The sequence below is a fragment of the Roseateles cavernae genome, assembly GCF_040187885.1.
Taxonomy (GTDB): Bacteria; Pseudomonadota; Gammaproteobacteria; order Burkholderiales; family Burkholderiaceae_C; genus Roseateles_E; species Roseateles_E cavernae.
Genome location: NZ_JBDPLH010000006.1, coordinates 148574 through 168325, shown reverse-complemented (window position 1 = coordinate 168325; position 19752 = coordinate 148574). Strand labels below are relative to the sequence as shown.

20 protein-coding genes are annotated in these 19752 nt (G+C 68.0%); 9 read left to right on the top strand and 11 right to left on the bottom strand.

What is annotated here, in order from left to right; all coding sequences use genetic code 11:
• Position 1: 1 nt before the first annotated feature.
• Positions 2-670 (bottom strand): response regulator transcription factor, encoded by a 669-nt coding sequence (locus ABGI63_RS17330; protein ID WP_349743594.1) that lies wholly within the window; start codon positions 668-670, stop codon positions 2-4.
• 201 nt (positions 671-871) lie between these two features.
• Here ABGI63_RS17330 and ABGI63_RS17325 point away from each other — a divergent pair, with 201 nt between their 5' ends.
• The 8 genes from ABGI63_RS17325 (at position 872) to ABGI63_RS17290 (ending at position 8238) form a co-directional block, all read left to right on the top strand.
• Positions 872-1504 carry a response regulator transcription factor gene (locus ABGI63_RS17325; protein ID WP_349743593.1) on the top strand — a complete coding sequence of 211 codons (633 nt, stop codon included), beginning with the start codon at positions 872-874 and terminating at the stop codon, positions 1502-1504.
• A 153-nt stretch (positions 1505-1657) separates the two neighbouring features.
• Positions 1658-2485 carry an alpha/beta fold hydrolase gene (locus ABGI63_RS17320; protein ID WP_349743592.1) on the top strand — a complete coding sequence of 276 codons (828 nt, stop codon included), beginning with the start codon at positions 1658-1660 and terminating at the stop codon, positions 2483-2485.
• Positions 2486-2529: 44 nt separating this feature from the next.
• A complete protein-coding gene (locus tag ABGI63_RS17315) occupies positions 2530-3183 on the top strand; it encodes a hydrolase (RefSeq protein WP_349743591.1) in 654 nt (217 codons plus the stop codon).
• A 16-nt stretch (positions 3184-3199) separates the two neighbouring features.
• Positions 3200-3472, top strand: coding sequence for a XapX domain-containing protein (locus ABGI63_RS17310; protein ID WP_137944997.1), 273 nt, complete (start codon positions 3200-3202; stop codon positions 3470-3472).
• On the top strand, positions 3465-5342 hold the full coding sequence (locus tag ABGI63_RS17305; protein WP_349743590.1) for an amidohydrolase: 1878 nt from the start codon (positions 3465-3467) through the stop codon (positions 5340-5342). The genes ABGI63_RS17310 and ABGI63_RS17305 overlap by 8 nt, the downstream gene beginning before the upstream one ends.
• 2 nt (positions 5343-5344) lie before the next feature.
• Entirely contained in the window at positions 5345-5737 is a 393-nt protein-coding gene (locus ABGI63_RS17300; RefSeq protein WP_262972737.1) for a DoxX family protein, read from the top strand.
• Positions 5730-7328, top strand: a complete 1599-nt coding sequence (locus ABGI63_RS17295; protein WP_349743589.1) for an MFS transporter — start codon at positions 5730-5732, stop codon at positions 7326-7328. Before ABGI63_RS17300 ends, ABGI63_RS17295 begins: the two co-directional genes overlap by 8 nt.
• A gap of 94 nt (positions 7329-7422) precedes the next feature.
• Positions 7423-8238, top strand: coding sequence for a hypothetical protein (locus ABGI63_RS17290; RefSeq protein ID WP_349743588.1), 816 nt, complete (start codon positions 7423-7425; stop codon positions 8236-8238).
• Between the two features lie 15 nt (positions 8239-8253).
• Here the strand turns inward: ABGI63_RS17290 and ABGI63_RS17285 are convergent, their stop codons facing one another.
• The 8 genes from ABGI63_RS17285 to aptA form a co-directional block, all read right to left on the bottom strand.
• Positions 8254-9756: an aldehyde dehydrogenase gene (locus ABGI63_RS17285; RefSeq protein ID WP_349743587.1), complete on the bottom strand. Its 1503-nt coding sequence runs from the start codon at positions 9754-9756 to the stop codon at positions 8254-8256.
• A gap of 40 nt (positions 9757-9796) precedes the next feature.
• Complete coding sequence (locus tag ABGI63_RS17280) at positions 9797-12166, bottom strand: NB-ARC domain-containing protein (protein WP_349743586.1); 2370 nt, start codon at positions 12164-12166, stop codon at positions 9797-9799.
• On the bottom strand, positions 12163-12573 hold the full coding sequence (locus tag ABGI63_RS17275) for a hypothetical protein (protein ID WP_137945004.1): 411 nt from the start codon (positions 12571-12573) through the stop codon (positions 12163-12165). Before ABGI63_RS17275 ends, ABGI63_RS17280 begins: the two co-directional genes overlap by 4 nt.
• 3 nt (positions 12574-12576) lie before the next feature.
• Positions 12577-12906: an antibiotic biosynthesis monooxygenase family protein gene (locus ABGI63_RS17270; RefSeq protein WP_262972743.1), complete on the bottom strand. Its 330-nt coding sequence runs from the start codon at positions 12904-12906 to the stop codon at positions 12577-12579.
• Positions 12907-12980: 74 nt separating this feature from the next.
• The gene (locus ABGI63_RS17265; protein WP_349743585.1) at positions 12981-14390 is read right to left on the bottom strand and encodes an aspartate aminotransferase family protein; all 1410 of its coding nucleotides are present in this window, start codon (positions 14388-14390) and stop codon (positions 12981-12983) included.
• 12 nt (positions 14391-14402) lie between these two features.
• Positions 14403-15770, bottom strand: a complete 1368-nt coding sequence (locus tag ABGI63_RS17260; RefSeq protein ID WP_137945005.1) for a glutamine synthetase family protein — start codon at positions 15768-15770, stop codon at positions 14403-14405.
• A gap of 48 nt (positions 15771-15818) precedes the next feature.
• A complete protein-coding gene (locus ABGI63_RS17255) occupies positions 15819-16589 on the bottom strand; it encodes a gamma-glutamyl-gamma-aminobutyrate hydrolase family protein (protein WP_349743584.1) in 771 nt (256 codons plus the stop codon).
• Between the two features lie 41 nt (positions 16590-16630).
• Positions 16631-17953, bottom strand: a complete 1323-nt coding sequence (gene aptA, locus ABGI63_RS17250; RefSeq protein WP_349743583.1) for an omega-aminotransferase AptA — start codon at positions 17951-17953, stop codon at positions 16631-16633.
• 133 nt (positions 17954-18086) lie between these two features.
• Between aptA and ABGI63_RS17245 the strand changes: the two genes are divergently transcribed.
• A complete protein-coding gene (locus ABGI63_RS17245; RefSeq protein WP_137945008.1) occupies positions 18087-18557 on the top strand; it encodes an Lrp/AsnC family transcriptional regulator in 471 nt (156 codons plus the stop codon).
• Between the two features lie 33 nt (positions 18558-18590).
• On the opposite strand, the gene ABGI63_RS17240 is transcribed toward ABGI63_RS17245, so the two are convergent.
• Positions 18591-18743, bottom strand: a complete 153-nt coding sequence (locus ABGI63_RS17240; RefSeq protein ID WP_269841368.1) for a hypothetical protein — start codon at positions 18741-18743, stop codon at positions 18591-18593.
• Between the two features lie 80 nt (positions 18744-18823).
• Entirely contained in the window at positions 18824-19735 is a 912-nt protein-coding gene (locus ABGI63_RS17235) for a DMT family transporter (protein ID WP_349743582.1), read from the bottom strand.
• Positions 19736-19752: the final 17 nt, after the last annotated feature.

Genomic DNA, 19752 nt, shown 5'->3' with positions numbered 1-19752 from the left:
CTCAGCAGGCGGCCGACAAGGCCTGCCGCATCGGCGCGGCGCGGCGCTCGTCGCCGATCAGCCCGCGCTGCAGCGCGGCCGCCAGCGCGTGCGTGCGGCTGCTGGCATCGAGCTTGTCCAGCACCGCCTTGACATGGGACTTGACCGTGCCCAGCGCGATGTCCAGGCGCAGTGCGATCGATTTATTGTCCAGCCCTTCGCCGAGCAGCAGCAGCACATCCATTTCGCGCGCCGTCAGCGCGGTCTGGGCCATACTTTCCGCCATGCTGGCGGCGGCGGCCGCGCACAGCACGCGCTGGCCTTGGTGGACGCCGCGCACCGCCTCGCGCAACTCCTGCAGGCTGCAGTCGGCGCCCAGATAGCCTTGCACGCCATGCTCCAGTGCCTGCCGGACCTGCCAGCAGCGGGTGGCCTCGGTGACGATCAGGCAGCGCGGCTGGCGCTGGCGCAACCAGGGCAGGGCCTTGTACTGCCGCATCAGCGCCAGGCCGCAGCTGTAGTCCGCGACGACCATGGACGGCACCGGTTCGCCGGGCGCCGGCAGCTGCCCGGCGTCGAGCGCGGACAGCTGCCGGACCTGCCAATCGGCGTCCAGGGCCGCGGCCAGGCCGGCGGCGGTCAAGGGGGTGCTGTGCAGCACCGCGATATCGGGTTTTGTTGTCGTGAACATCTGACCTCCGCTCCCGGCAAGCGTGCCGGCATCGGCCTCTATCATCGGCAAACGGAGTGATGGCAGCCACCCCCGGCGGGGTGTATCGCGACTACCCGAAAGAGTAATCGTCGAGGCCTCGGGCGGGCCTGGCCACAGCAGTTAAAGTCACGGCCAGCCAGCGCAGCAACACGGGGACATGAAGCGATAGTGGGAGCGATAGTGCAGCACACAGATCGGCCCATCCGGGTCTTGACGGTCGACGATCACCCGCTGCTGCGGGAAGGCATTGCTGCGGTCATCAAACGCCAGGCCGATATGCAGATCGTCGGCGAGGCCGGCAACGGCCTGGAGGCGCTGGCGCAGTTCCGGCAGCTGCGGCCCGACATCACGCTGATGGATGTGCAGATGCCGGAGATGGACGGGGTGCAGGCGATCACCGCGATCCGCGCCGAGTTTGCGCAGGCCCGCATCCTGGTGCTGACCACCTACAAGGGCGATGCCCAGTCCTGGCGAGCGCTGAGGGCCGGCGCGCTGGGCTATCTGCTGAAGAGTTCGCTGCGCACCGATCTGCTGGCGGCGATCCGCGCCGTCCACGCCGGCGGGCGCTGGATCCCGGCCGAGATCGCCGTCGAGCTGGCCAGCCATGCCGGCGAGGAGCCGCTGACCGAGCGCGAGATTGAGGTGCTGCAGCGCATTGCCGCCGGCAATTCCAACCGCGAGGTCGGCGCGATGCTGTCGGTGTCCGAAGAGACGATCAAGGCGCGCATGAAAAGCATCCTGGCCAAGCTCAGCGCCAAGGACCGCACCCATGCGGTCTCGATCGCGCTCAAGCGCGGGCTGATACGGCTCTGAGTGGCTGCGGCCCGTGGGCCGACTGCCTCCAATGGGCTAGCGAGTGTCAGGCCATCCTGTGGTGGCGGCCGCGTCGAGGCTTTCCTATGCTGGCGACCGAGTCTGCAGCATTGTCTGCACGACCGCCATTCGCCCACCACCGGAGCTTCTTCGATGAGCAACACCATCAGCACCCAAGACGGCACGCAGATCTACTACAAGGACTGGGGCCGCGGTCAGCCCGTGGTCTTCAGCCACGGCTGGCCGCTGAACGCGGACAGCTGGGAAGCACAGATGCTGTTCCTGGCCGAGCATGGCTACCGCGTGATCGCCCATGACCGCCGCGGCCATGGCCGGTCCAGCCAGCCCTGGGGCGGCCATGAGATGAACACCTATGCCGACGATCTGGCCGCGCTGCTGGACACGCTGGACATCCAGGGTGCGGCGCTGTTCGGCTTCTCGACCGGCGGCGGCGAGGTGGCGCGCTATATCGGCCGCCATGGCACGAAGCGCGTCGCCAAGGCCGGTCTGATCTCGGCCGTGCCGCCCTTGATGCTGAAGACCGAGGCCAACCCCGGCGGATTGCCGATCGAGGTGTTCGACGGCATCCGCGCCGGCGAGCGCGCCAACCGCGCCCAGCTCTACAAGGACATCGCCTCCGGGCCCTTCTACGGCTTCAACCGCCCGGGCGCCCAGCTCTCGCAAGGCCTGGTCGACACCTTCTGGATGCAAGGGATGATGGCCAGCCACAAGGCCACCTTTGATTGCATCAAGGCCTTCTCGGAAACCGACTTCACCGAAGACCTGAAGAAGTTCGACATCCCGACGCTGGTGCTGCATGGCGATGACGACCAGATCGTGCCTATCGCTGCGGCGGCCCTGGCTGCGGCCAAGCTGATCAAGAACGCCAAGCTGGTCGTCTACCCCGGCGCGCCCCATGGCCTGGCCGACACGCACAAGGACAAGCTCAACGCCGACTTGCTGGCCTTTCTGCAAGGCTGATACGCCATCGTTTTCTCAATTGACTGTCTGAAAGAAGCATCGCCATGCCCATCACCGCCACTCCCACCGCCGGCGCCAAGCTGCTGACGCCGACCGACCATGCCTTGGTCCTGATCGACTTCCAGTCGCAGATGGCCTTCGCGACCAAGTCCATCGACGCGATCGCGCTGCGCAACAACGCCGCCCTGATCTCCCACGCCGCCGCCGGCTTCAAGGTGCCCACCATCCTGACCACGGTGGCCGAGAAGAGCTTCTCGGGCCCGATGTTCGACGAGATCACCGCCGCCTTCCCGGGCCAGGCCCTGCTGGACCGGACCTCGATGAACACCTGGGAGGACGCCGCCGTTATCAAGCAGGTCAATGCGATCGGCAAGAGCCGCCTGGTTTTCGCCGGCCTGTGGACCTCGGTCTGCATCGTCGGGCCCACGCTGTCGGCGCTGGACCAGGGTTACGAGGTCTATGTGATCACCGATGCCTGCGGCGACGTCTCGGACGAGGCGCACGAGCGCGCGGTCGAGCGCATGGTGCAGGCCGGCGTGCGCCCGATGACCGCACTGCAATACATGCTGGAGTTGCAGCGCGACTGGGCCCGCAGCGAGACTTACGAGCTGACCACCGGCATCGCCAAGAAGTTCGGCGGCGCCTATGGCCTGGGCATCATCTATGCCAAGTCCATGTTCGGCGCGCACGAAGGCTGATCTGAAGGACATGCCCATGAAGCCTTACCTCTTGTCCCTGGCCATCGGCCTGCTGGTCGGCGTGATCTACGCGCTGTTCAATGTGCGCTCGCCGGCGCCGCCGGTGATCGCGCTGGTGGGGCTTCTGGGCATTCTTGTCGGCGAGCAGCTGCCGCCGCTGGTGAAGAAGCTGATGCAGACCGAGGCCGCGCCGGTCTCCTGGCTGCATCATCAGGTCAAGCCGCATATGTTCGGCGAGCTGCCCAAGTGCGCCGAGAAGTCCGCCGTCCAGGAGTCCAGGCATGTCTGAAACCGCCGATCTGATCCTGCATCGCGGCCAGTTCACGACGCTGAACCGGGCCCAGCCCACGGCCTCGGCGGTGGCCATCAAGGACGGCCGCTTCCTGCGCGTCGGCGATGAGCAGGCCGTGATGGCCCTGGCCGGGCCGATGACCAAGATCATCGATGTGGGCGGCCGCCGCGTGCTGCCGGGCCTGATCGACAACCATATCCACATCATCCGCGGCGGCCTGAACTTCAATCTGGAACTGCGCTGGGACGGCGTGAAGAGCCTGGCCGATGCGATGGCCATGCTCAAGCGCCAGGTCGACATCACGCCGGCGCCGCAATGGGTGCGCGTGGTCGGCGGCTTCACCGAGCACCAGTTCGCCGAGAAGCGCCTGCCGACCCTGGAGGAGCTGAACGCGGTGGCACCCGACACCCCGGTCTTCATCCTGCATCTCTACGACCGCGCGCTGCTGAACGGCGCCGCGCTGCGCGCCGTCGGCTACACCCGCGACACGCCCGAGCCGCCCGGCGGGCAGATCCTGCGCGACAGCGCCGGCAACCCGACCGGCCTGCTCTTGGCCAAGCCGAATGCGTCCATCCTCTACGCCACGCTGGCCAAGGGGCCGAAGCTGCCCGTCGAATACCAGCTGAACTCGACCCGCCACTTCATGCGCGAGCTCAACCGCCTGGGCGTGACCGGCGCCATCGATGCCGGCGGCGGCTTCCAGAACTATCCCGACGACTACCAGGTGATCCAGCAGCTGGCCGATGCCGGCCAGCTCACCATTCGCCTGGCCTACAACCTGTTCACGCAAAAGCTCAAGCAGGAAAAAGCCGACTTCCTGAACTGGACCGCCAGCTCCAGCTACAAGCAGGGCGACGACTACTTCCGCCACAACGGCGCCGGCGAGATGCTGGTGTTCTCGGCCGCCGACTTCGAGGACTTCCGCCAGCCGCGCCCGGAGATGGGGCCGGAGATGGAGGACGACCTCGACGGGGTGGTGCGCATCCTGGCGCAGAACCGCTGGCCCTGGCGCATGCATGCGACCTATGACGAGACCATCAGCCGCGCGCTCGATGTGTTCGAGCGGGTCAATCGGGACGTGCCGCTGGCCGGGCTGAACTGGTTCTTCGACCATGCCGAGACGATCTCCGAACGCTCGATGGACCGCATCGCGGCGCTGGGCGGCGGCGTTGCGGTGCAGCACCGCATGGCCTACCAGGGCGAGTACTTCGTCGAGCGCTATGGCTCCGGCGCGGCCGAGGCCACGCCGCCGGTGGCCAAGATGCTGAGCAAGGGCATGAAGGTCTCGGCCGGCACCGACGCGACCCGCGTCGCTTCCTACAACCCCTGGGTCTCGCTGGCCTGGCTGATCACCGGCAAGACCGTCGGCGGCCTGCAGCTGACGCCGCAGCGCAACTGCCTGGATCGCGAACAGGCGCTGCGGATGTGGACCGAGAACGTCTGCTGGTTCTCCAACGAGGAGGGCAAGAAGGGCCGCATCGAGGAGGGCATGCTGGCCGACCTGCTGGTACCGGACCGCGACTTCTTCGCCTGCGCCGAGAGCGAGATCATCGACACCACCGCGCTGCTGACCGTGGTCGGCGGCAAGGTGGTCTATGGCGCCGGCCCCTTCGCCTCGGATGACGAGGCCACGCTGCCGCCGGCCATGCCGGACTGGTCGCCGGTGCGCAGCTTCAAGGGCTATGGCGCCTGGGGCGAGCAGGAGGGCAAGCCACTGCAAGCGGTCATGCAAGAGCAGGCCTGTGCCTGCGCCACCGCCTGCCAGGTGCACGGCCACCAGCATGCCAAGTCCTGGGCCAGCAATGCGCCGGTGTCCGATTTCAAGAGTTTCTGGGGTGCGCTGGGTTGCGCCTGCTGGGCGGTGTGAACATGGCAATCAGGATGAATGCGGGCCTGCGCTGGCTGTGCCTGCTGCTGCTGTGCGCTGCCTATCTGCAGGGCGGTCTGGTAAAGCTCTTCGACTTCCCCGGTGCCGTCGGCGAGATGAGGCACTTCGGCCTGCAGCCGGCGCCCTTGTTTGCGGTGGCGGTGATCGTGCTGGAGCTGGGCGCCGCCGCGCTGATCCTGACGGGCCGGCTGCGCTGGCTCGGCGCTCTGGCGCTGGCGGTCTTCACCGCGGCGGCTACCTTCATGGCCAACCGCTACTGGGAATCCTCGGGCCATGAGCGCTTCATGCTGATGAATGCCTTCTTCGAGCACTGGGGCCTGGTCGGCGGCTTGCTGCTGGTGGCCTGGCACGACTGGCAGGACCGCCATGGCTGAAGCGAGCAAGGCCTCCTCCTCGCCATCGTCCTCGGGCAGCTTCGCGCCGCTGCGCCAGCCGGTGTTCGCGGTGCTGTGGGCGGCCACGGTGCTGGGCAATATCGGCAGCTTCATGCGCGATGTCGCCAGCGCCTGGCTGATCACCGATCTGTCGGCCAGCCCGACCGCCGTCGCGCTGATACAGACCGCCGCGACCCTGCCGGTCTTTCTGCTGGCGATACCGGCCGGCGTGCTGTCCGACATCCTCGACCGGCGCCGCTTCCTGATCGGCGTGCAAGTGCTGCTGGGCGCCGTCAGCGCGACCTTGCTGACCCTGTCCTGGCTGGGCCTGCAGTCGGTCGGCTCGCTGATCGCCTTGACCTTTGTCGGCGGCATCGGCGCGGCGCTGATGGGGCCGACCTGGCAGTCCATCGTGCCCGAGCTGGTGCCGCGTTCAGACCTGAGGAATGCGGTGGCGCTGAACTCGCTAGGCGTCAATATCGCCCGCGCCATCGGGCCGGCGGCCGGCGGCCTGATCCTGGCCAGCTTCGGCGCCGCGCTGACCTATGGCGTCGATGTGCTGAGCTATGTCTTCGTGATCGCCGCGCTGCTGTGGTGGCGCCGTCCGGCACCGAGCGAGAGCGCGCTGTCAGAAGATTTTCTTGGTGCCTTCCGCGCCGGCCTGCGCTACACCCGCGCCAGCCCCGAGCTGCATACCGTGCTGCTGCGTGCGGCGGTGTTCTTCCTGTTCGCCAGCGCCGTCTGGGCCTTGCTGCCACTGGTGGCACGGCAGATGCTGGGCGGCACGGCCGGCTTCTACGGCCTGATGCTGGGCGCGGTCGGCGCCGGCGCCATCCTCGGCGCGGTGCTGATGCCGCGCCTGCGCCAGCGTCTGGATGTCGACGGCCTGGTACTGCTGGCCTCGCTGCTGGCGGCCGCCGTGATGGCGGCCCTGGTGGCCGCGCCGCCGCGCTGGGCCGCCGTCGTGCTGATGCTGCTGCTCGGCCTGGGCTGGATCATCGCGCTGACCACGCTGAACGGTGTGGCCCAGGCCATCCTGCCGAACTGGGTGCGCGGCCGCGGCCTGGCGGTCTATCTGACCGTGTTCAACGGCGCGATGGCGGCCGGCAGCCTGGGCTGGGGCCTGATCGCGCAGCAGATCGGCGTGCCGGCCACCTTGGCCGCCGGCGCTGCAGGTCTGACGGTGGTCGCGCTGATCTTCCACCGGCTCAAGCTGCCCGCCGGCGAGGCCGATCTGCAGCCCGCCAATCATTGGCCCGAGCCGCTGCTGGCCGAGCCGGTCGCTGATGATCGCGGGCCGGTAATGATTCAGATCGAGTACCGCGTTCGCCGCGAAGACCGCGAGGCCTTCCTGCTCGCGCTCAAGCGCCTGGCCATCGAGCGCCGACGCGACGGTGCCTATGCCTGGGGCATCACCGAGCACACGGCCGAGCCGGAGCGGCTGATGGAGTGGTTCCTGGTCGAGTCCTGGGCCGAGCATCTGCGCCAGCACCAGCGCGTCTCGCAGGCCGACGCCGATCTGCAGGGCGAGGCGCTGAAGTTCCATATCGGCCCGGAGCGGCCAGCCGTGCATCACTTCCTGGCGCTGTGAACCGGACGGCGGATCCCGCATCGAATGGAGGACGGGTTTGCGTCGCGCTCCCCGACGAGGCAGGATTCCGGCATCGCCGCCACAGGAGCCGACCATGCCGGAATCCGACAAGCCCGCCACGCCCAGCCTGGATGAGCGGCTCAAGTCCCTGGGTCTGGTGCTGGGCCTGATCTCGACCGGCCTGGGCGTCTTCGTCGCGATAAAGACGAATTTCATCGCGACGGTGACCAGCGAGATCGACACCCAGGTCAAGGAGGCCAGGAACCGCTCGACCCTGCTGGAGGCGGAGCTGCGCCAGCTGGAGTTGAAGAACAAGGCTTTCGAGAACTCGGTGCGGCTGGTGGCCGAGTGGCAGGTGCTGACCGCCAACGACTTTGCCCGTGGCATGGACGACGGCCTGCTGAACCTGGTCTGGCTGGACGATCAGCAGGAGCAGCAGATGCGCGACGCCGCCAAGGCCTGGAAGGCCCACTATCACCTGATGAGCCGGGCGGCCGATCAGAGCCTGCTGCTGCGCCAGGTCGTCTGCCTGCGCCTGATGAATGTCGGCAACACCCCGGCCACCGAGCTGCGCTTGCTGGCCCATCAGCGCGATTTCGATGCGCAGCGCGGCGGCCAGGGCGGGCTCTACAGCGCGATGACGGCCAGCTTCCAGGGTGAGCCCAAACCCCATGGCCTGGGTCAGCTGATGGAGCCGGCCCAGCAGTCGCAGCGCCTGAGCAACGAGATCCTGATCCCCGTGGCCCATGTGGTGGGAAGCCAGCGCTATGTCGGTCGGCTGATCCTGCCGGTGCGCCTGCTCTGGAAGGATCCGCGTCAGCAGCGCGAAGGCCAGATGGAGATACGGATCGATGATCCGCGGCTGGCCAACAAGCTCAGGAGCGGGGACCTGGGCCAGACCTCGAAATGAGGGCGCCGCCGCTGTTCAACCGGCGTTGATACGCAGCCAGGTCGTCTTCAGCTCTGTGTACTTGTCAAAGGCGTGCAGCGACTTGTCGCGGCCATTGCCGCTTTGCTTGTAGCCGCCGAAGGGCACGGTGATGTCGTCTTCGTCGTACTGGTTGACATGCACGGTGCCGGCCTTCAGCGCGCGGGCGACGCGGTGGGCGCGGTCGATGTGCGAGCTCCAGACGCTGGCCTGCAGGCCGTAGGCGCTGGCATTGGCCTGGGCCACGGCATCGGCCTCGTCCTTGAAGCGCAGCACGCTCATCACCGGGCCGAAGATCTCCTCGCGGGCGATCTTCATCTGGTTGGTGGCGCCGTCGAACACGGTGGGTTCGACATAGAAGCCGCCGCTGTCGCTGCGCGCCTGGCGGCCGCCGACGATGGCGCGGGCTCCTTCCGATGTGCCGGACTCGATATAGCCCAGCACGGTCTTCAGCTGTGTTTCGTCGACGATGGCGCCCATCACGGTGCCGGCGTCCAGCGGGTCGCCGGGCTGGTATCTGGGCGCTTGCGCCGCGACCAGCTCGACGAACTGATCGGCGATGCTCTCGTGCACCAGCACGCGCGAGGGCGCGTTGCAGCTTTCTCCCTGATTGAAGAACATCGCGCCGGCCACGGTCTTGGCGGCACGGGTGATGTCGTCGAAATCGGGAAAGACGATGAAGGCCGACTTGCCGCCCAGCTCGTTGTAGACCCGCTTCAGGTTCGAGCGGCCGGCGTACTCCAGCATCTTGCGGCCGACCCGGGTCGAGCCGGTAAAGCCCACCGCGTCGACCTCCATATGCAGGGCCAGCGCCTCGCCGGCCTCATGGCCGTAGCCGGGCACGACATTCAATACGCCCTCGGGCAGGCCGGCGGCCAGCGCGAGCTCGGCCAGGCGCAGCGCGGTCAGCGGCGACTTCTCGCTGGGCTTGAGCACCACCGAATTGCCGGCCGCCAAGGCCGGGCCCAGCTTCCAGGCCGCCATGATCATCGGGTAGTTCCAGGGCACGATGGCGCCGATCACGCCCATGGCCTCGCGCTGTATCAGGGCCAGCGCATTCGGCCCGGTCGGCGCGATCTCGTCATAGACCTTGTCGATGGCCTCGGCATACCAGGCGATGCAGCGCGCGGCGGCCGGCACATCGACCGTCAGCGCGTACTGGATCGGCTTGCCCATGTCCAGCGTCTCCAGCAGGGCCAGCTCGTCGCGGGCCGCCAGGATCGCATCGGCGAAGCGCAAGAGCACCTTTTTGCGCGCGGCCGGCGGCCGGGCGGACCAGCGGCCATCATCGAAGGCGGCGCGGGCGCTGGCGACGGCGGCGGCTATATCGGCCGCCTGGCCGCGCGCGATGGCGCCCAGCAACCGGCCGTCGATCGGCGAATGCTTGGCGAAGGTCTCGCCGCTGGCGCTGGCGACGCGCTGGCCGGCGATGAAGGCGCGGCCGTCGGCCTGCAGGCTGGCGGCACGGGCGTGCCAGTCGATGCGGGAAGTCTGAGTCATGGTGTTGAGCCTGGGGCTGTGCGACAGCCGACATCATGGCCTATTCGTCGGCCGCTGTTTGCTGCATGCGGGACAGATGTTCGATCACGCGCTGGGCATAGGCCGCACCCTCGGCGCCCAGCTGCTCCAGCGGCAGGGCCGGCGCGAACAGCCGGGCGGCCAGCGCGGCGGCCGTGCTGCCGGCAATCTCGACAGGCTCGGCCGAGTCCGGCAGGCCCTGGGCCCGCAGCCAGGGGTGCCGCAGGTCACGGGCCAGCGCCTGGGCGGCCGCCGGTTCGCTGGCCTGCAGGACCAGCAGGCGTTCGGCCACGGCTTCGGCCAGCTCGGGGTAGAAGCTCACCGTGTAGGCATCGGGTGGCTCGGGGCTGACCTGGAACAGATAGGCCGCCTGCAAGGCCTGCGCATAGTGCTGGCGCGCCGCATCGAGCTCGCCGCCCTGCAGCTCGACATCGCCCAGCGCGCGCTGCAGCAGGGCCACGACCTCGGGATCCTGCTCGCGCTCGGCCAGGCGCAGCGCCTGCTCGCACAAGGGCCGGGCCAGTGCCGGCTGGCCGCGCTGGATCTGCATATCGGCCAGGTGGTAGAGGACCCAGGCCTGGGTCCACTCGTCGCCGATCTCGACAAACAGGGCCAGTGCGTCGCGATAGCGGGTCTCGGCGGCGGAGAAATCCTGTCGGCCAAAGCGCGCCGCCTCGGCCAGGAAGATGCTCGTGAGACCGCGCACGACGCAGGCATCGGGCTTGTCGCCGTCGGGCGGTGCAGCGTCGAGCTGGGCGCGCCTGCGGATCTCGCCCAGCGTGGCCTCGACGTCCGGCCAGAAGCCCTGGCTGCGCTCGACCGTCTCCTTGGGATAGGCCAGCTTGAAGCGGCGCAACAGGTCCAGCCCCTCGAGCAGCTGGTTGATGCGCTCGCCGCTCTGCGCCTGCAGCAGCGCGCCGCTGCCGGCCTCGGGCGCGGACAGGCTCAGCCGGTGGGCCCATTCATTGAGCAACTGGTCGCAGAAGTCGAAGCCCTCGTCGGTGAAGCAGCTCCACCACCAGAACGCGGTCAGCCAGACACGCAGAAAGGCCATCGTCGCGTCGCGGCTGTAGCCGGCCTGGGCGAAGTGGTAGAGCCAGTTGTCCTGCGATTCGCGCCAGTCGGGGTTCTCGTAGCGGTACAGGCCCAGATAGTGGCTGCGTTTCTGGTACTGCTCCTCGATGGCTTTCAGCTGGGCCAGGTAGTAGTAGGCGGCGCGGGTGTTCAGCAGCTGCAGCCGCTCCGTCGGCAGCTTGCTGCGCAGGTATTCGGCGATCACCCGGTGCATCGTGTAGCGCGGCTCGCCGCCGGGCCGGGCCGCCGCGCGCCGCTCCAGCATGCCGGCCTGGACCAGCTGGCGCAGCAGCACCGGCCTGACCTCGGCGACGCTCAGCGCCAGCGATTCGTCGAACCAGATCGGATCGGGCCGCAGCACCGCCAGCGCCGTGACCGCCTCGCGCAGCTGCTGGGCGTCGGTGGGCTCGCCGTTGAGCAGGCCCGAGCTGCCCAGCTGGCTGTAGCCGGCCTCGACCACCTCGGCCAGGCTGAAGCTGGCGTTCTCGGCAAACTCCATCGGCTTCTTGGCCGCGAACATGCGGCGGATATCGCTCAGCGAGGCCAGCAGATCCTGCACCGGCCGGCTCTCATCCTCGTTGTTGCGCAGCATGCGGCCCAGCAGCACCAGGGCCAGCGGCAGGCCGTCGACCCGGTCCGCCAGCATGCGCAGGGCCTCGGGCTCGGCCTCGGCGGCCTGCGGCGCCAGCGCGCGCAGCAGGCGCAGGCTCTCGTCCAGTGCCAGCTTGGGCACCACATGGACCTGGGCCCGGGGGTTCAGATCGCGCGCGACCCCGCGCTTGCGCGAAGTCAGCACCCGCGTGATGTGGGGGCCGGCCAGCATGAAGTACTGGCCCTCGGCCGAGGTCCAGACATCGTCAACGACCAGCAGCACCCGGCGCTCGCCGATACGGGCCGCGATCGCGCGGCCCAGCTCGCCATCGTTCTTGCGTTTGGCGATCGTGGCCTCGTCCAGGCCGACGGCCTCGGCCCATTTGACCAGCTCGCCATGCACATCGGGCGTCTGGCCCAGATGGGCCCACAGCACGCCGTCGAAGCGGCCGCGCAGCGCCTGGTGGCGTATCAGCTCGGCCGCCACCGTGGTCTTGCCGATGCCGGGCAGGAACTCGAAGGCGAAGTCCTGCTGGCCGGCCTCGATGCCCGCCAGCACGGCGGCCACCAGCTCGCTGCGGCCGACGATGGCGTGCTGGGGCAGGCGCAGCTCGGGTTCGGGAATCACATGCGACGCGTCGCGCGCGGGCTGGCCCAGGTTCAGCGCACCCAGGCTGGCGATCTGGATCAGGTTCTCGATGCGATCGGCCGAGGTGTCGCCGCTCATGGCTTGTCGGACCCGCGCCCGATGTTCAGGGTCTGGACCGAACCGGCGTTGACGACGCTGCCTATGCTGTCGGCCCGCACATTGAACTGCTGGGCCGGGCCGGTCGCAGCCAGACCCTGCAGCAGCTCGGCCAGCTCGCGTGCGAAGGCGGGGTCCCGCTCCAGCGCGTCGCGCAGCAGTTTCTGAACCACCATCTGGTTGAGTGGGTCCTGCGGCGCGGCCTGCAGGTCCTGCAACTGCTTGTGCTCGACCGGCGCGGCGGCGAAGCGGGCCTTCAGCTTGTCGAACAGCTTGCCGCCCTGATCCAGAGCGGCCTGACCGGCGCCCTCGGCGAACTTGCCGGCGGCCTTGGCCAGATAGGGGGCGAGGGCGGCGATGACGCCGGCGGCGATGGCGGCGGGGTCCATGGCTCAGCCCCCGGCCCGGAAGGCATAGGAACGCTCGGGCCGGCAGACATCGATCTGATACTCGCTCATGAACTCCTCGCGGCCGCGGCGCTGTGCCTCACGGTGCTCGGGATGCTCGCGCCAGGCCCGCAGCGTGTCGGCATCGGCGAATTCGACCAGGGTCAGCGTTTCGCCATCGGCGGCCGCGAAGTCCTTGTAGGAGAGAAAGCCCGGCATCGTGCTGGCCACCTCATACATCCGCTGCCCCAGCGGCTCCAGCGCGGCCATATCGGCATCGGCGCGCAGCCGTGAACGGAACACCACCACCAGTTTCTCGGTCGCAGTCATCATCATGGCGCACTCCTCGGAGAAGGCGCGGCCAGTCTACTGCGCACGGCGGCGCCCTACATCCCCCCAGCTTTCGAGCCTCAGAGCCAGCCGCGCCGGCTCACATCGTCCAGGGTCAGGTCCAGGCAGCGCCGAATCAGGCCCAGCATCTCGTCGATCTGCGCCAGCGTCGTCACCAGCGGCGGCGCGACGATCATGCGGTCACCGACCGCGCGCATGATCAGGCCGTTGCCGAAGCAGTGGGCCCGGCAAAGCATGCCCACGCCCAGCTCGGGCGCGAAGGTCTGCAGCGTGGTCTTGTTCCTGACCAGCTGCAGCGCGCCCATCAGGCCGCAGCTCTGCGCCTCGCCGACCAGCGGGTGCTGCTCGGCCAGCTTGGCAAACTGCGCGGCAAGATAGGGGCCAGTGCTGGCCTGCACATGCTTGACCAGATTGAGCTGGCGCAGCAGCCGGATATTGGCCAGCGCCACGGCGCAGGCGGTCGGGTGTCCCGAGTAGGTGAAGCCATGCTCGAACTCGCCGCCCTGCTCAATCAGCACCCGCGCGATCCTCTCGCCCACCATCACGCCGCCCAGGGGGATATAGCCCGAGGTCACGCCCTTGGCGAAGGTCATCAGATCGGGCTTGAAGCCCTGGGTCTCGCAGCCGAACCAGGCGCCGGTGCGACCGAAGCCGCAGATCACCTCGTCGCTGACCAGCAGCACGCCGTATTGGTCGCAGATGCGCTGGATCTCGGGCCAGTAGCTGGCCGGCGGCACGATCACGCCGCCGGCGCCCTGGACCGGCTCGCCGATGAAGGCGGCGACGTTCTCCGGGCCCAGCTCCAGCAGCTTGGCCTCCAGCCAGCGCGCGGCGCTGAGGCCAAAATCCTCGCGGCTTTGCTCGCGGCCCAGCGCGAACCAGTGCGGCTGATCGATATGCGCGATGCCCGGTATCGGCAGCCCGCCCTGGGCATGCATGCCGCTCATGCCGCCCAGCGAGGCACCGGCCATCGTCGAGCCGTGATAGCCGTTGATGCGGCCGATCACGGTCTGGCGCTGCGGCTGGCCCAGGATGTCCCAGTAGCGCCGCACCATGCGCAGCACCGTGTCATTGCCCTCCGAACCCGAGCCGGTGAAGAACACATGCTGGAACTGCGGTGGCGTGACCTCGGCCAGCAGCTCGGCCAGCTCGATGGCGGGCGGCGTCGCGGTCTGGAAGAAGGCGTTGTAGAAGGGCAGCTCCTTCATCTGGCGCGCGGCGGCATCGATCAGCGACTGCTGGCCGTAGCCCACATTGACGCACCACAGCCCGCTCATCGCGTCGAGGATCTTGTGGCCCTCGCTGTCCCACAGATAAATGTTGTCGGCCCGCTCGATGATGCGCGAGCCCTTGGCGGCCAGGCCCTTGAAGTCGGTGAAGGGGTGGAGGAAATGCGCGGCGTCGGCGCGCTGCCATTCGCCGGTGCTGCGGCGCTCGATCAGCGCGGCTTGTGGATGGATCTGGCTCATCGCGGGTCCTCCTCAGACATGCAGCAGCAGGTGTTCGCGCTCCCAGGGCGAGATCACCTTCATGAACTCGGCATATTCGATCTCCTTGATCTCCGAATAGACGGTGATGAAGGATTCGCCGAGCACGGCGGCCAGCTCCTTGTCGGCGCGCAGCAGGGCCAGCGCCTCGCCCAGGCTGCGCGGCAGCTGGTAGTCGCCCAGATAGGCATCGCCCTTGCATTCGGCCGTCGGCTCGATGCGGTTCTTGATGCCCAGATAGCCGCAGGCCAGGGTCGCGGCATGCGCCACATAGGGGTTGGCATCGGCGCCGATCACGCGGTTCTCGACGCGCCGCGCGGCCGGCGGCGCCAGCGGCGCGCGGATGCCGACGGTGCGGTTGTCGGTGCCCCACTGGATATTGATCGGCGCGGCGGTGTGGCGGGCCAGGCGGCGGTAGCTGTTGACATAGGGCGCGAACAGCGCCATTGCGGCCGGGATGTGTTTTTGCAGGCCGCCGATGTACCAGAAGAACTCGCGGCTGGGCGTGCCGTCCTCGTTGCTGAACAGATTGCGGCCGCTGCGCTTGTCGACCAGGCTCTGGTGCACATGCATCGCGCTGCCTGGCTCGCCGGCGATGGGTTTGGCCATGAAGGTGGCGAACATATCGTGGCGCAGCGCGGCCTCGCGCACCGTGCGTTTGAAGAAGAAGACCTCGTCGGCCAGGCCCAGCGGATGGCCGTGGAAGAAGTTGATCTCCATCTGGCCGGCGCCGATCTCGTGGATCAGGGTGTCGACATTGAGTTGCATCTTCTCGCAGTAGTCGTAGACATCCTCGAACAGCGGGTCGAACTCGTTGACCGCGTCGATCGAGTAGGCCTGGCGCGAGGTCTCGGCGCGGCCGCTGCGGCCCACCGGCGGCTTCAGCGGCATGTCAGGGTCGCTGTTGCGGGCCACCAGATAGAACTCCAGCTCGGGCGCGACCACCGGCTCCCAGCCCTCGTCGTCGAACAGGCCGCAGACCCGGCGCAGCACCGAGCGCGGCGCGAAGGGCACGAGCTGGCCATGGCGGTCGAAACAGTCGTGGATGATTTGCGCGGTCGGATCGCTGGCCCAGGGCACGAGGCGGGCGGTGGTGGGGTCGGCGCGCAGATGCATGTCCCGGTCGTTCGGGCTGATGACATCGTAGTAAGGGCCTTCCTCGGGAAACTCGCCGGTGACGCCCATCGCGACCACGGCCTCGGGCAGGCGCATGCCGCGGTCCTCGGTGAACTTCTCGCGCGGCAGGATCTTGCCGCGCGCCACGCCGGTCAGATCGGGCACCAGGCACTCGATCTCGGTGACCCCGTGCTCGCGGAACCACTGCTCCAGCTCGCTGAATGTGAACTTGTCTCGCACCACCATGCTGCACCTCCTCGATTGATTGACTTGGCCGGTTGGCGGGCGGGGCTCCTAGGTCCGCATACCGCGCTTGCTTGGGTATTCGCGACAGGCCTGTCCGAAGGCCTGCAGCAGATGTTGGGAAATCGGGTTGCTGTGCGCCAGCCACTCGGGATGCCATTGCACGCACAGCGAGAAACCCGGCGCATCGGCCACCGTGAAGGCCTCGACCAGGCCGTCCTCGGCCAGGGCCTCGACGCGCAGGCCCGGCGCCAGGCGCTTGATGCCCTGGCCGTGCAGCGAGTTGACCTCGATGGGCGCGCTCGACCCCAGGATCGCGGCCAGCTGGCCACCGGGCAGGACCTGGACCGGGTGGGCGCTGGCGTACTGGATCTCGGGCGGCTGGCCCTTGACGGCGCGATGGTCCCGCAGCCCCGGCTGCTCCTGCACGGCCTGGTGCAGGCTGCCGCCCAGCGCCACATTGGCCTCCTGGAAGCCGCGGCAGATGCCCAGCAGCGGCAGGCCCAGGGCCAGCGCCTTGGGGATCAGCGGCAGGGTCCAGGCATCGCGCAGCGGATCCAGCGGCAGGCTCGGGTCATGCACGGTCTCGCCGAAATGGCTGGGGTGGACATTGCTCTGCGAGCCGGTCAGCAGCAGGCCGTCGGCCAGGGCCAGCAACTCGTCCAGCTCGTCGGGCGTGCTGGCCGGCACGATCAGCGGCAGGCAGCCGGCCAGGCGCACCGCATCGATGTATTTCTTGCCGGCCATCTGGAAGGGATGCTCACCCATCATGCGGTTGCAGGCCGGCACCAGCACCACGGGTTTTCGGGAAGACAGCGTCATAAACACAAAGGGCCACCGAAGTGACCCCATCATGCCCTGTTTCAAGCCGCCCGTTTCAAGGCGCCGCGCAAGGTGTCGACGATCTGGTCGATATGGCTGCGCTCGATGATCAGCGGCGGCGACAGCGCGATGGTGTCGCCGGTCGTGCGTATCAGCAGGCCCTTCTCATAGCAGTCCAGGAAGATGTTGAAGGCACGCTTGGCCGGCTCGCCCGGCAGCGGCGCCAGCTCGATGCCGCCGACCAGGCCGATATTGCGAATGTCGATCACATGGGGCTCGTTCTTCAGCGCATGCAGGCTCTCGGCGAAATAGCCCTGCAGCTCGGCCGCGCGGGTCAGCAGGCCCTCGTCGGCATAGGTATCCAGGGTGCCCAGCGCGGCGGCGCAGGCCAGCGGATGGGCCGAGTAGGTGTAGCCGTGGAAGAACTCGATCAGGTGCTCGGGCCCGTTCATGAAGGCATCGTGGATGCCTTGCTTGGCGAACACCGCGCCCATAGGCACGCAGCCATTGGTCAGGCCCTTGGCCACCGTCATCAGGTCCGGCGTGACGCCGAAGGTCTGGGCACCGAAGGGGTTGCCGGTGCGGCCGAAGCCGGTGATGACCTCGTCGAAGATCAAGAGGATGCCGTGCTTGTCGCAAATCTCGCGCAGGCGCTGCAGATAGCCCTGCGGTGGGATCAGCACCCCGGTGGAGCCGGCGACCGGCTCGACGATCACCGCGGCGATGGTGCTGGCGTCATGCAGCGCGATCAGGCGCTCGAGATCGTCGGCGAACTCGGCGCCATGGGCCGGTTGGCCGAGCGAGAAGGCATTGCGCGCGTGGTCATGGGTGTGGCGGATATGGTCGACGCCGCTGAGCAGGGTGCCGAACATCTTGCGGTTGGCCACCATGCCGCCGACCGAGATGCCGCCGAAATTGACGCCGTGATAGCCGCGCTCGCGGCCGATCAGCCGGGTGCGCGCGCCCTCGCCACGCACGCGGTGGTAGGCAATGGCCATCTTCAGCGCGGTCTCGACCGACTCCGAACCCGAGTTCGTGAAGAACACCTTGTTGAGCCCGGCCGGGGTCAGCGCGGCCAGCCGTTCGGCCAGCTCGAAGGCCTTGGGGTGGGCCATCTGGAAGGGCGGGGCGAAGTCCAGCTCGGCCGCCTGCTGCTGGATGGCCTGGACGATCTTGGGCCGGTTGTGGCCAGCGTTGACGCACCACAGGCCGGCAATGCCGTCCAGGATCTGGCGGCCCTTGTCGTCGGTGAAGTACATGCCGTCGGCGCGGGTCAGCAGGCGCGGCGCCTTCTTGAACTGGCGGTTCGCGGTGAACGGCATCCAGTAGGCGTCCATCGCGGGATTGGGGGCGTGGTCAGACATGGCAGGGCTCCTTGAATGCCGACCAGTCTAGACAGGGATGCGCGCAATATGCAGGCGCAATGGCCTGGCGTTAACCCGTGTTTTCGCATCTTCGTGCGATGATTTGTCGATCAAACCGCAGGAAATTCGAACGATGGGCTCAGAAGTGCAACTGGATGCGATTGACCGGGCCATCCTCAGGGAGCTGCAACAGGACGGCCGGCGCTCCAATGTGGAGCTGGCGCAGCGGGTGCATCTGTCGCCATCGGCCTGTCTGCGCCGGGTCAAGCAGCTGGAGGATGCGGGGGTGATCGCCGGCTATGTGGCCCTGGTCAACCCGAAGGCGGTGGGCAAGCCCGGCACCAGCTACACCATCATCAATCTGGAGCGCATGACGCCGCAGGCGCTGGGTGCCTTCGAGCAGGCGGTGCGCGATGTGCCGGAGATCCTGGACTGCTTCTATGTGGCCGGCACCAATGACTATCTCTTGCGCTTTGCCTACAAGGATGCCGAAGACCTGGAGCGCCTGCACAGCGATGTGCTGATGCATCTGCCCGGCGTGGCGCGCTCGAACTCGATGCTGGTGCTGCGAACCGTCAAGAAGACGACGGCGTTCGAACTTTAGCGGGCACTGTGCCCGGGCGAACTGCCCGGTCGATCAGGCGCCCAGCAGGGCCAGCAGCGAGGTGGCGCCGAACAGGGCCAGCAGGGCTGCAAAAGCATAGGTCTCGATGCGGCCGCTGGACGCGCTGGCGGAATCGGCCAGCAGGTAGGCGTTGTTCTGGCTCAGCGAAATATTAGCATTGGTCATGATTTGAGTCTCCGTTGCCATTCAAATGAATGACTTCGGGAGTGATTCTGGCATGACTAAGTGAAAACCCTGTGAAAAACCTAAGGGTTTTCGCTAATAAACACCGGTTTCCGGGTCCGCAGCAGGGGCAGCAGCTGGATCGCCAGCATGCTGGCCAGGATCAGGCCACAGCCCAGCAGGCCGGCCTCACCCAGCCGGTCCCCCATCAGCAGATAGCCGAACAGGGCCGCGAACAGCGTTTCTGACGACAGGATGATGGCGGCATCGGCCGCATGGGCATAGCGCTGGGCCACCACCTGGGCGGTGAAGGCCACGCCGACCGACAGCAGCCCGGTATAGGCAATCGGCAGCGACGCCGCCTGCAGACCGGCCCAGCTGAGCGGCTCGAACAGCAGGGCCCAGGCCAGCGCCAGCAGACCGCAGACCAGGAACTGCCCGCCCGCCACCAGAAAGGGCGCGTTCATCCGGTCGGCCACCCGGCCGACCAGCAGCACATGCAGGGCCCAGGGCAGGGCGGAGGCGATGATCCAGCTGTCTCCCAGGCTGACCTGCAGCGTGTGAGCCCCCGACAGCAGGAAGGCGCCCACCAGGCAGGCCAGTGCGCCGGGCCAGACCGACCAGTGCGGCAGCTGGCGTAGCAGCAGCCAGCCCAGCACCGGCACCAGCGGCACATACAGCGCGGTCAGGAAGCCGGCATTGGTGACCGTGGTGCTGACGATGCCGATCTGCTGCATCGCTGCGCCCAGCAGCAGCAGGCTGCCCAGGCCGGCTATCTTCAGCCCGTCGACCGGCTGCAGCGCGCGGTTCTGCCGCTGCAGGCCCTGCCACTCGCGCCAGGCCAGCGGGGCCACGACCAGGGCGCCGATCAGGAAGCGCACGCCGGTGAAGGCCATAGGCCCGACATCGGCCATGCCATGGCTTTGCGCGACAAAGGCCGAGCCCCAGATCAGGGCGATGAGAACGAGCAGCAGATTGGCTTGGACGCGGGACACAGACGGCGGGCGCAGAA

Bases quoted from the DNA above. Each gene is read 5' to 3' on its own strand.
- ABGI63_RS17330 (WP_349743594.1), bottom strand. From the start codon at position 670: ATGTTCACGACAACAAAACCCGATATCGCGGTGCTGCACAGCACCCCC.
- ABGI63_RS17320 (WP_349743592.1), top strand. From the start codon at position 1,658: ATGAGCAACACCATCAGCACCCAAGACGGCACGCAGATCTACTACAAG.
- ABGI63_RS17315 (WP_349743591.1), top strand. From the start codon at position 2,530: ATGCCCATCACCGCCACTCCCACCGCCGGCGCCAAGCTGCTGACGCCG.
- ABGI63_RS17310 (WP_137944997.1), top strand. From the start codon at position 3,200: ATGAAGCCTTACCTCTTGTCCCTGGCCATCGGCCTGCTGGTCGGCGTG.
- ABGI63_RS17305 (WP_349743590.1), top strand. From the start codon at position 3,465: ATGTCTGAAACCGCCGATCTGATCCTGCATCGCGGCCAGTTCACGACG.
- ABGI63_RS17300 (WP_262972737.1), top strand. From the start codon at position 5,345: ATGGCAATCAGGATGAATGCGGGCCTGCGCTGGCTGTGCCTGCTGCTG.
- ABGI63_RS17295 (WP_349743589.1), top strand. From the start codon at position 5,730: ATGGCTGAAGCGAGCAAGGCCTCCTCCTCGCCATCGTCCTCGGGCAGC.
- ABGI63_RS17290 (WP_349743588.1), top strand. From the start codon at position 7,423: ATGCCGGAATCCGACAAGCCCGCCACGCCCAGCCTGGATGAGCGGCTC.
- ABGI63_RS17285 (WP_349743587.1), bottom strand. From the start codon at position 9,756: ATGACTCAGACTTCCCGCATCGACTGGCACGCCCGTGCCGCCAGCCTG.
- ABGI63_RS17280 (WP_349743586.1), bottom strand. From the start codon at position 12,166: ATGAGCGGCGACACCTCGGCCGATCGCATCGAGAACCTGATCCAGATC.
- ABGI63_RS17275 (WP_137945004.1), bottom strand. From the start codon at position 12,573: ATGGACCCCGCCGCCATCGCCGCCGGCGTCATCGCCGCCCTCGCCCCC.
- ABGI63_RS17270 (WP_262972743.1), bottom strand. From the start codon at position 12,906: ATGATGATGACTGCGACCGAGAAACTGGTGGTGGTGTTCCGTTCACGG.
- ABGI63_RS17265 (WP_349743585.1), bottom strand. From the start codon at position 14,390: ATGAGCCAGATCCATCCACAAGCCGCGCTGATCGAGCGCCGCAGCACC.
- ABGI63_RS17260 (WP_137945005.1), bottom strand. From the start codon at position 15,770: ATGGTGGTGCGAGACAAGTTCACATTCAGCGAGCTGGAGCAGTGGTTC.
- ABGI63_RS17255 (WP_349743584.1), bottom strand. From the start codon at position 16,589: ATGACGCTGTCTTCCCGAAAACCCGTGGTGCTGGTGCCGGCCTGCAAC.
- aptA (WP_349743583.1), bottom strand. From the start codon at position 17,953: ATGTCTGACCACGCCCCCAATCCCGCGATGGACGCCTACTGGATGCCG.
- ABGI63_RS17245 (WP_137945008.1), top strand. From the start codon at position 18,087: ATGGGCTCAGAAGTGCAACTGGATGCGATTGACCGGGCCATCCTCAGG.
- ABGI63_RS17240 (WP_269841368.1), bottom strand. From the start codon at position 18,743: ATGACCAATGCTAATATTTCGCTGAGCCAGAACAACGCCTACCTGCTG.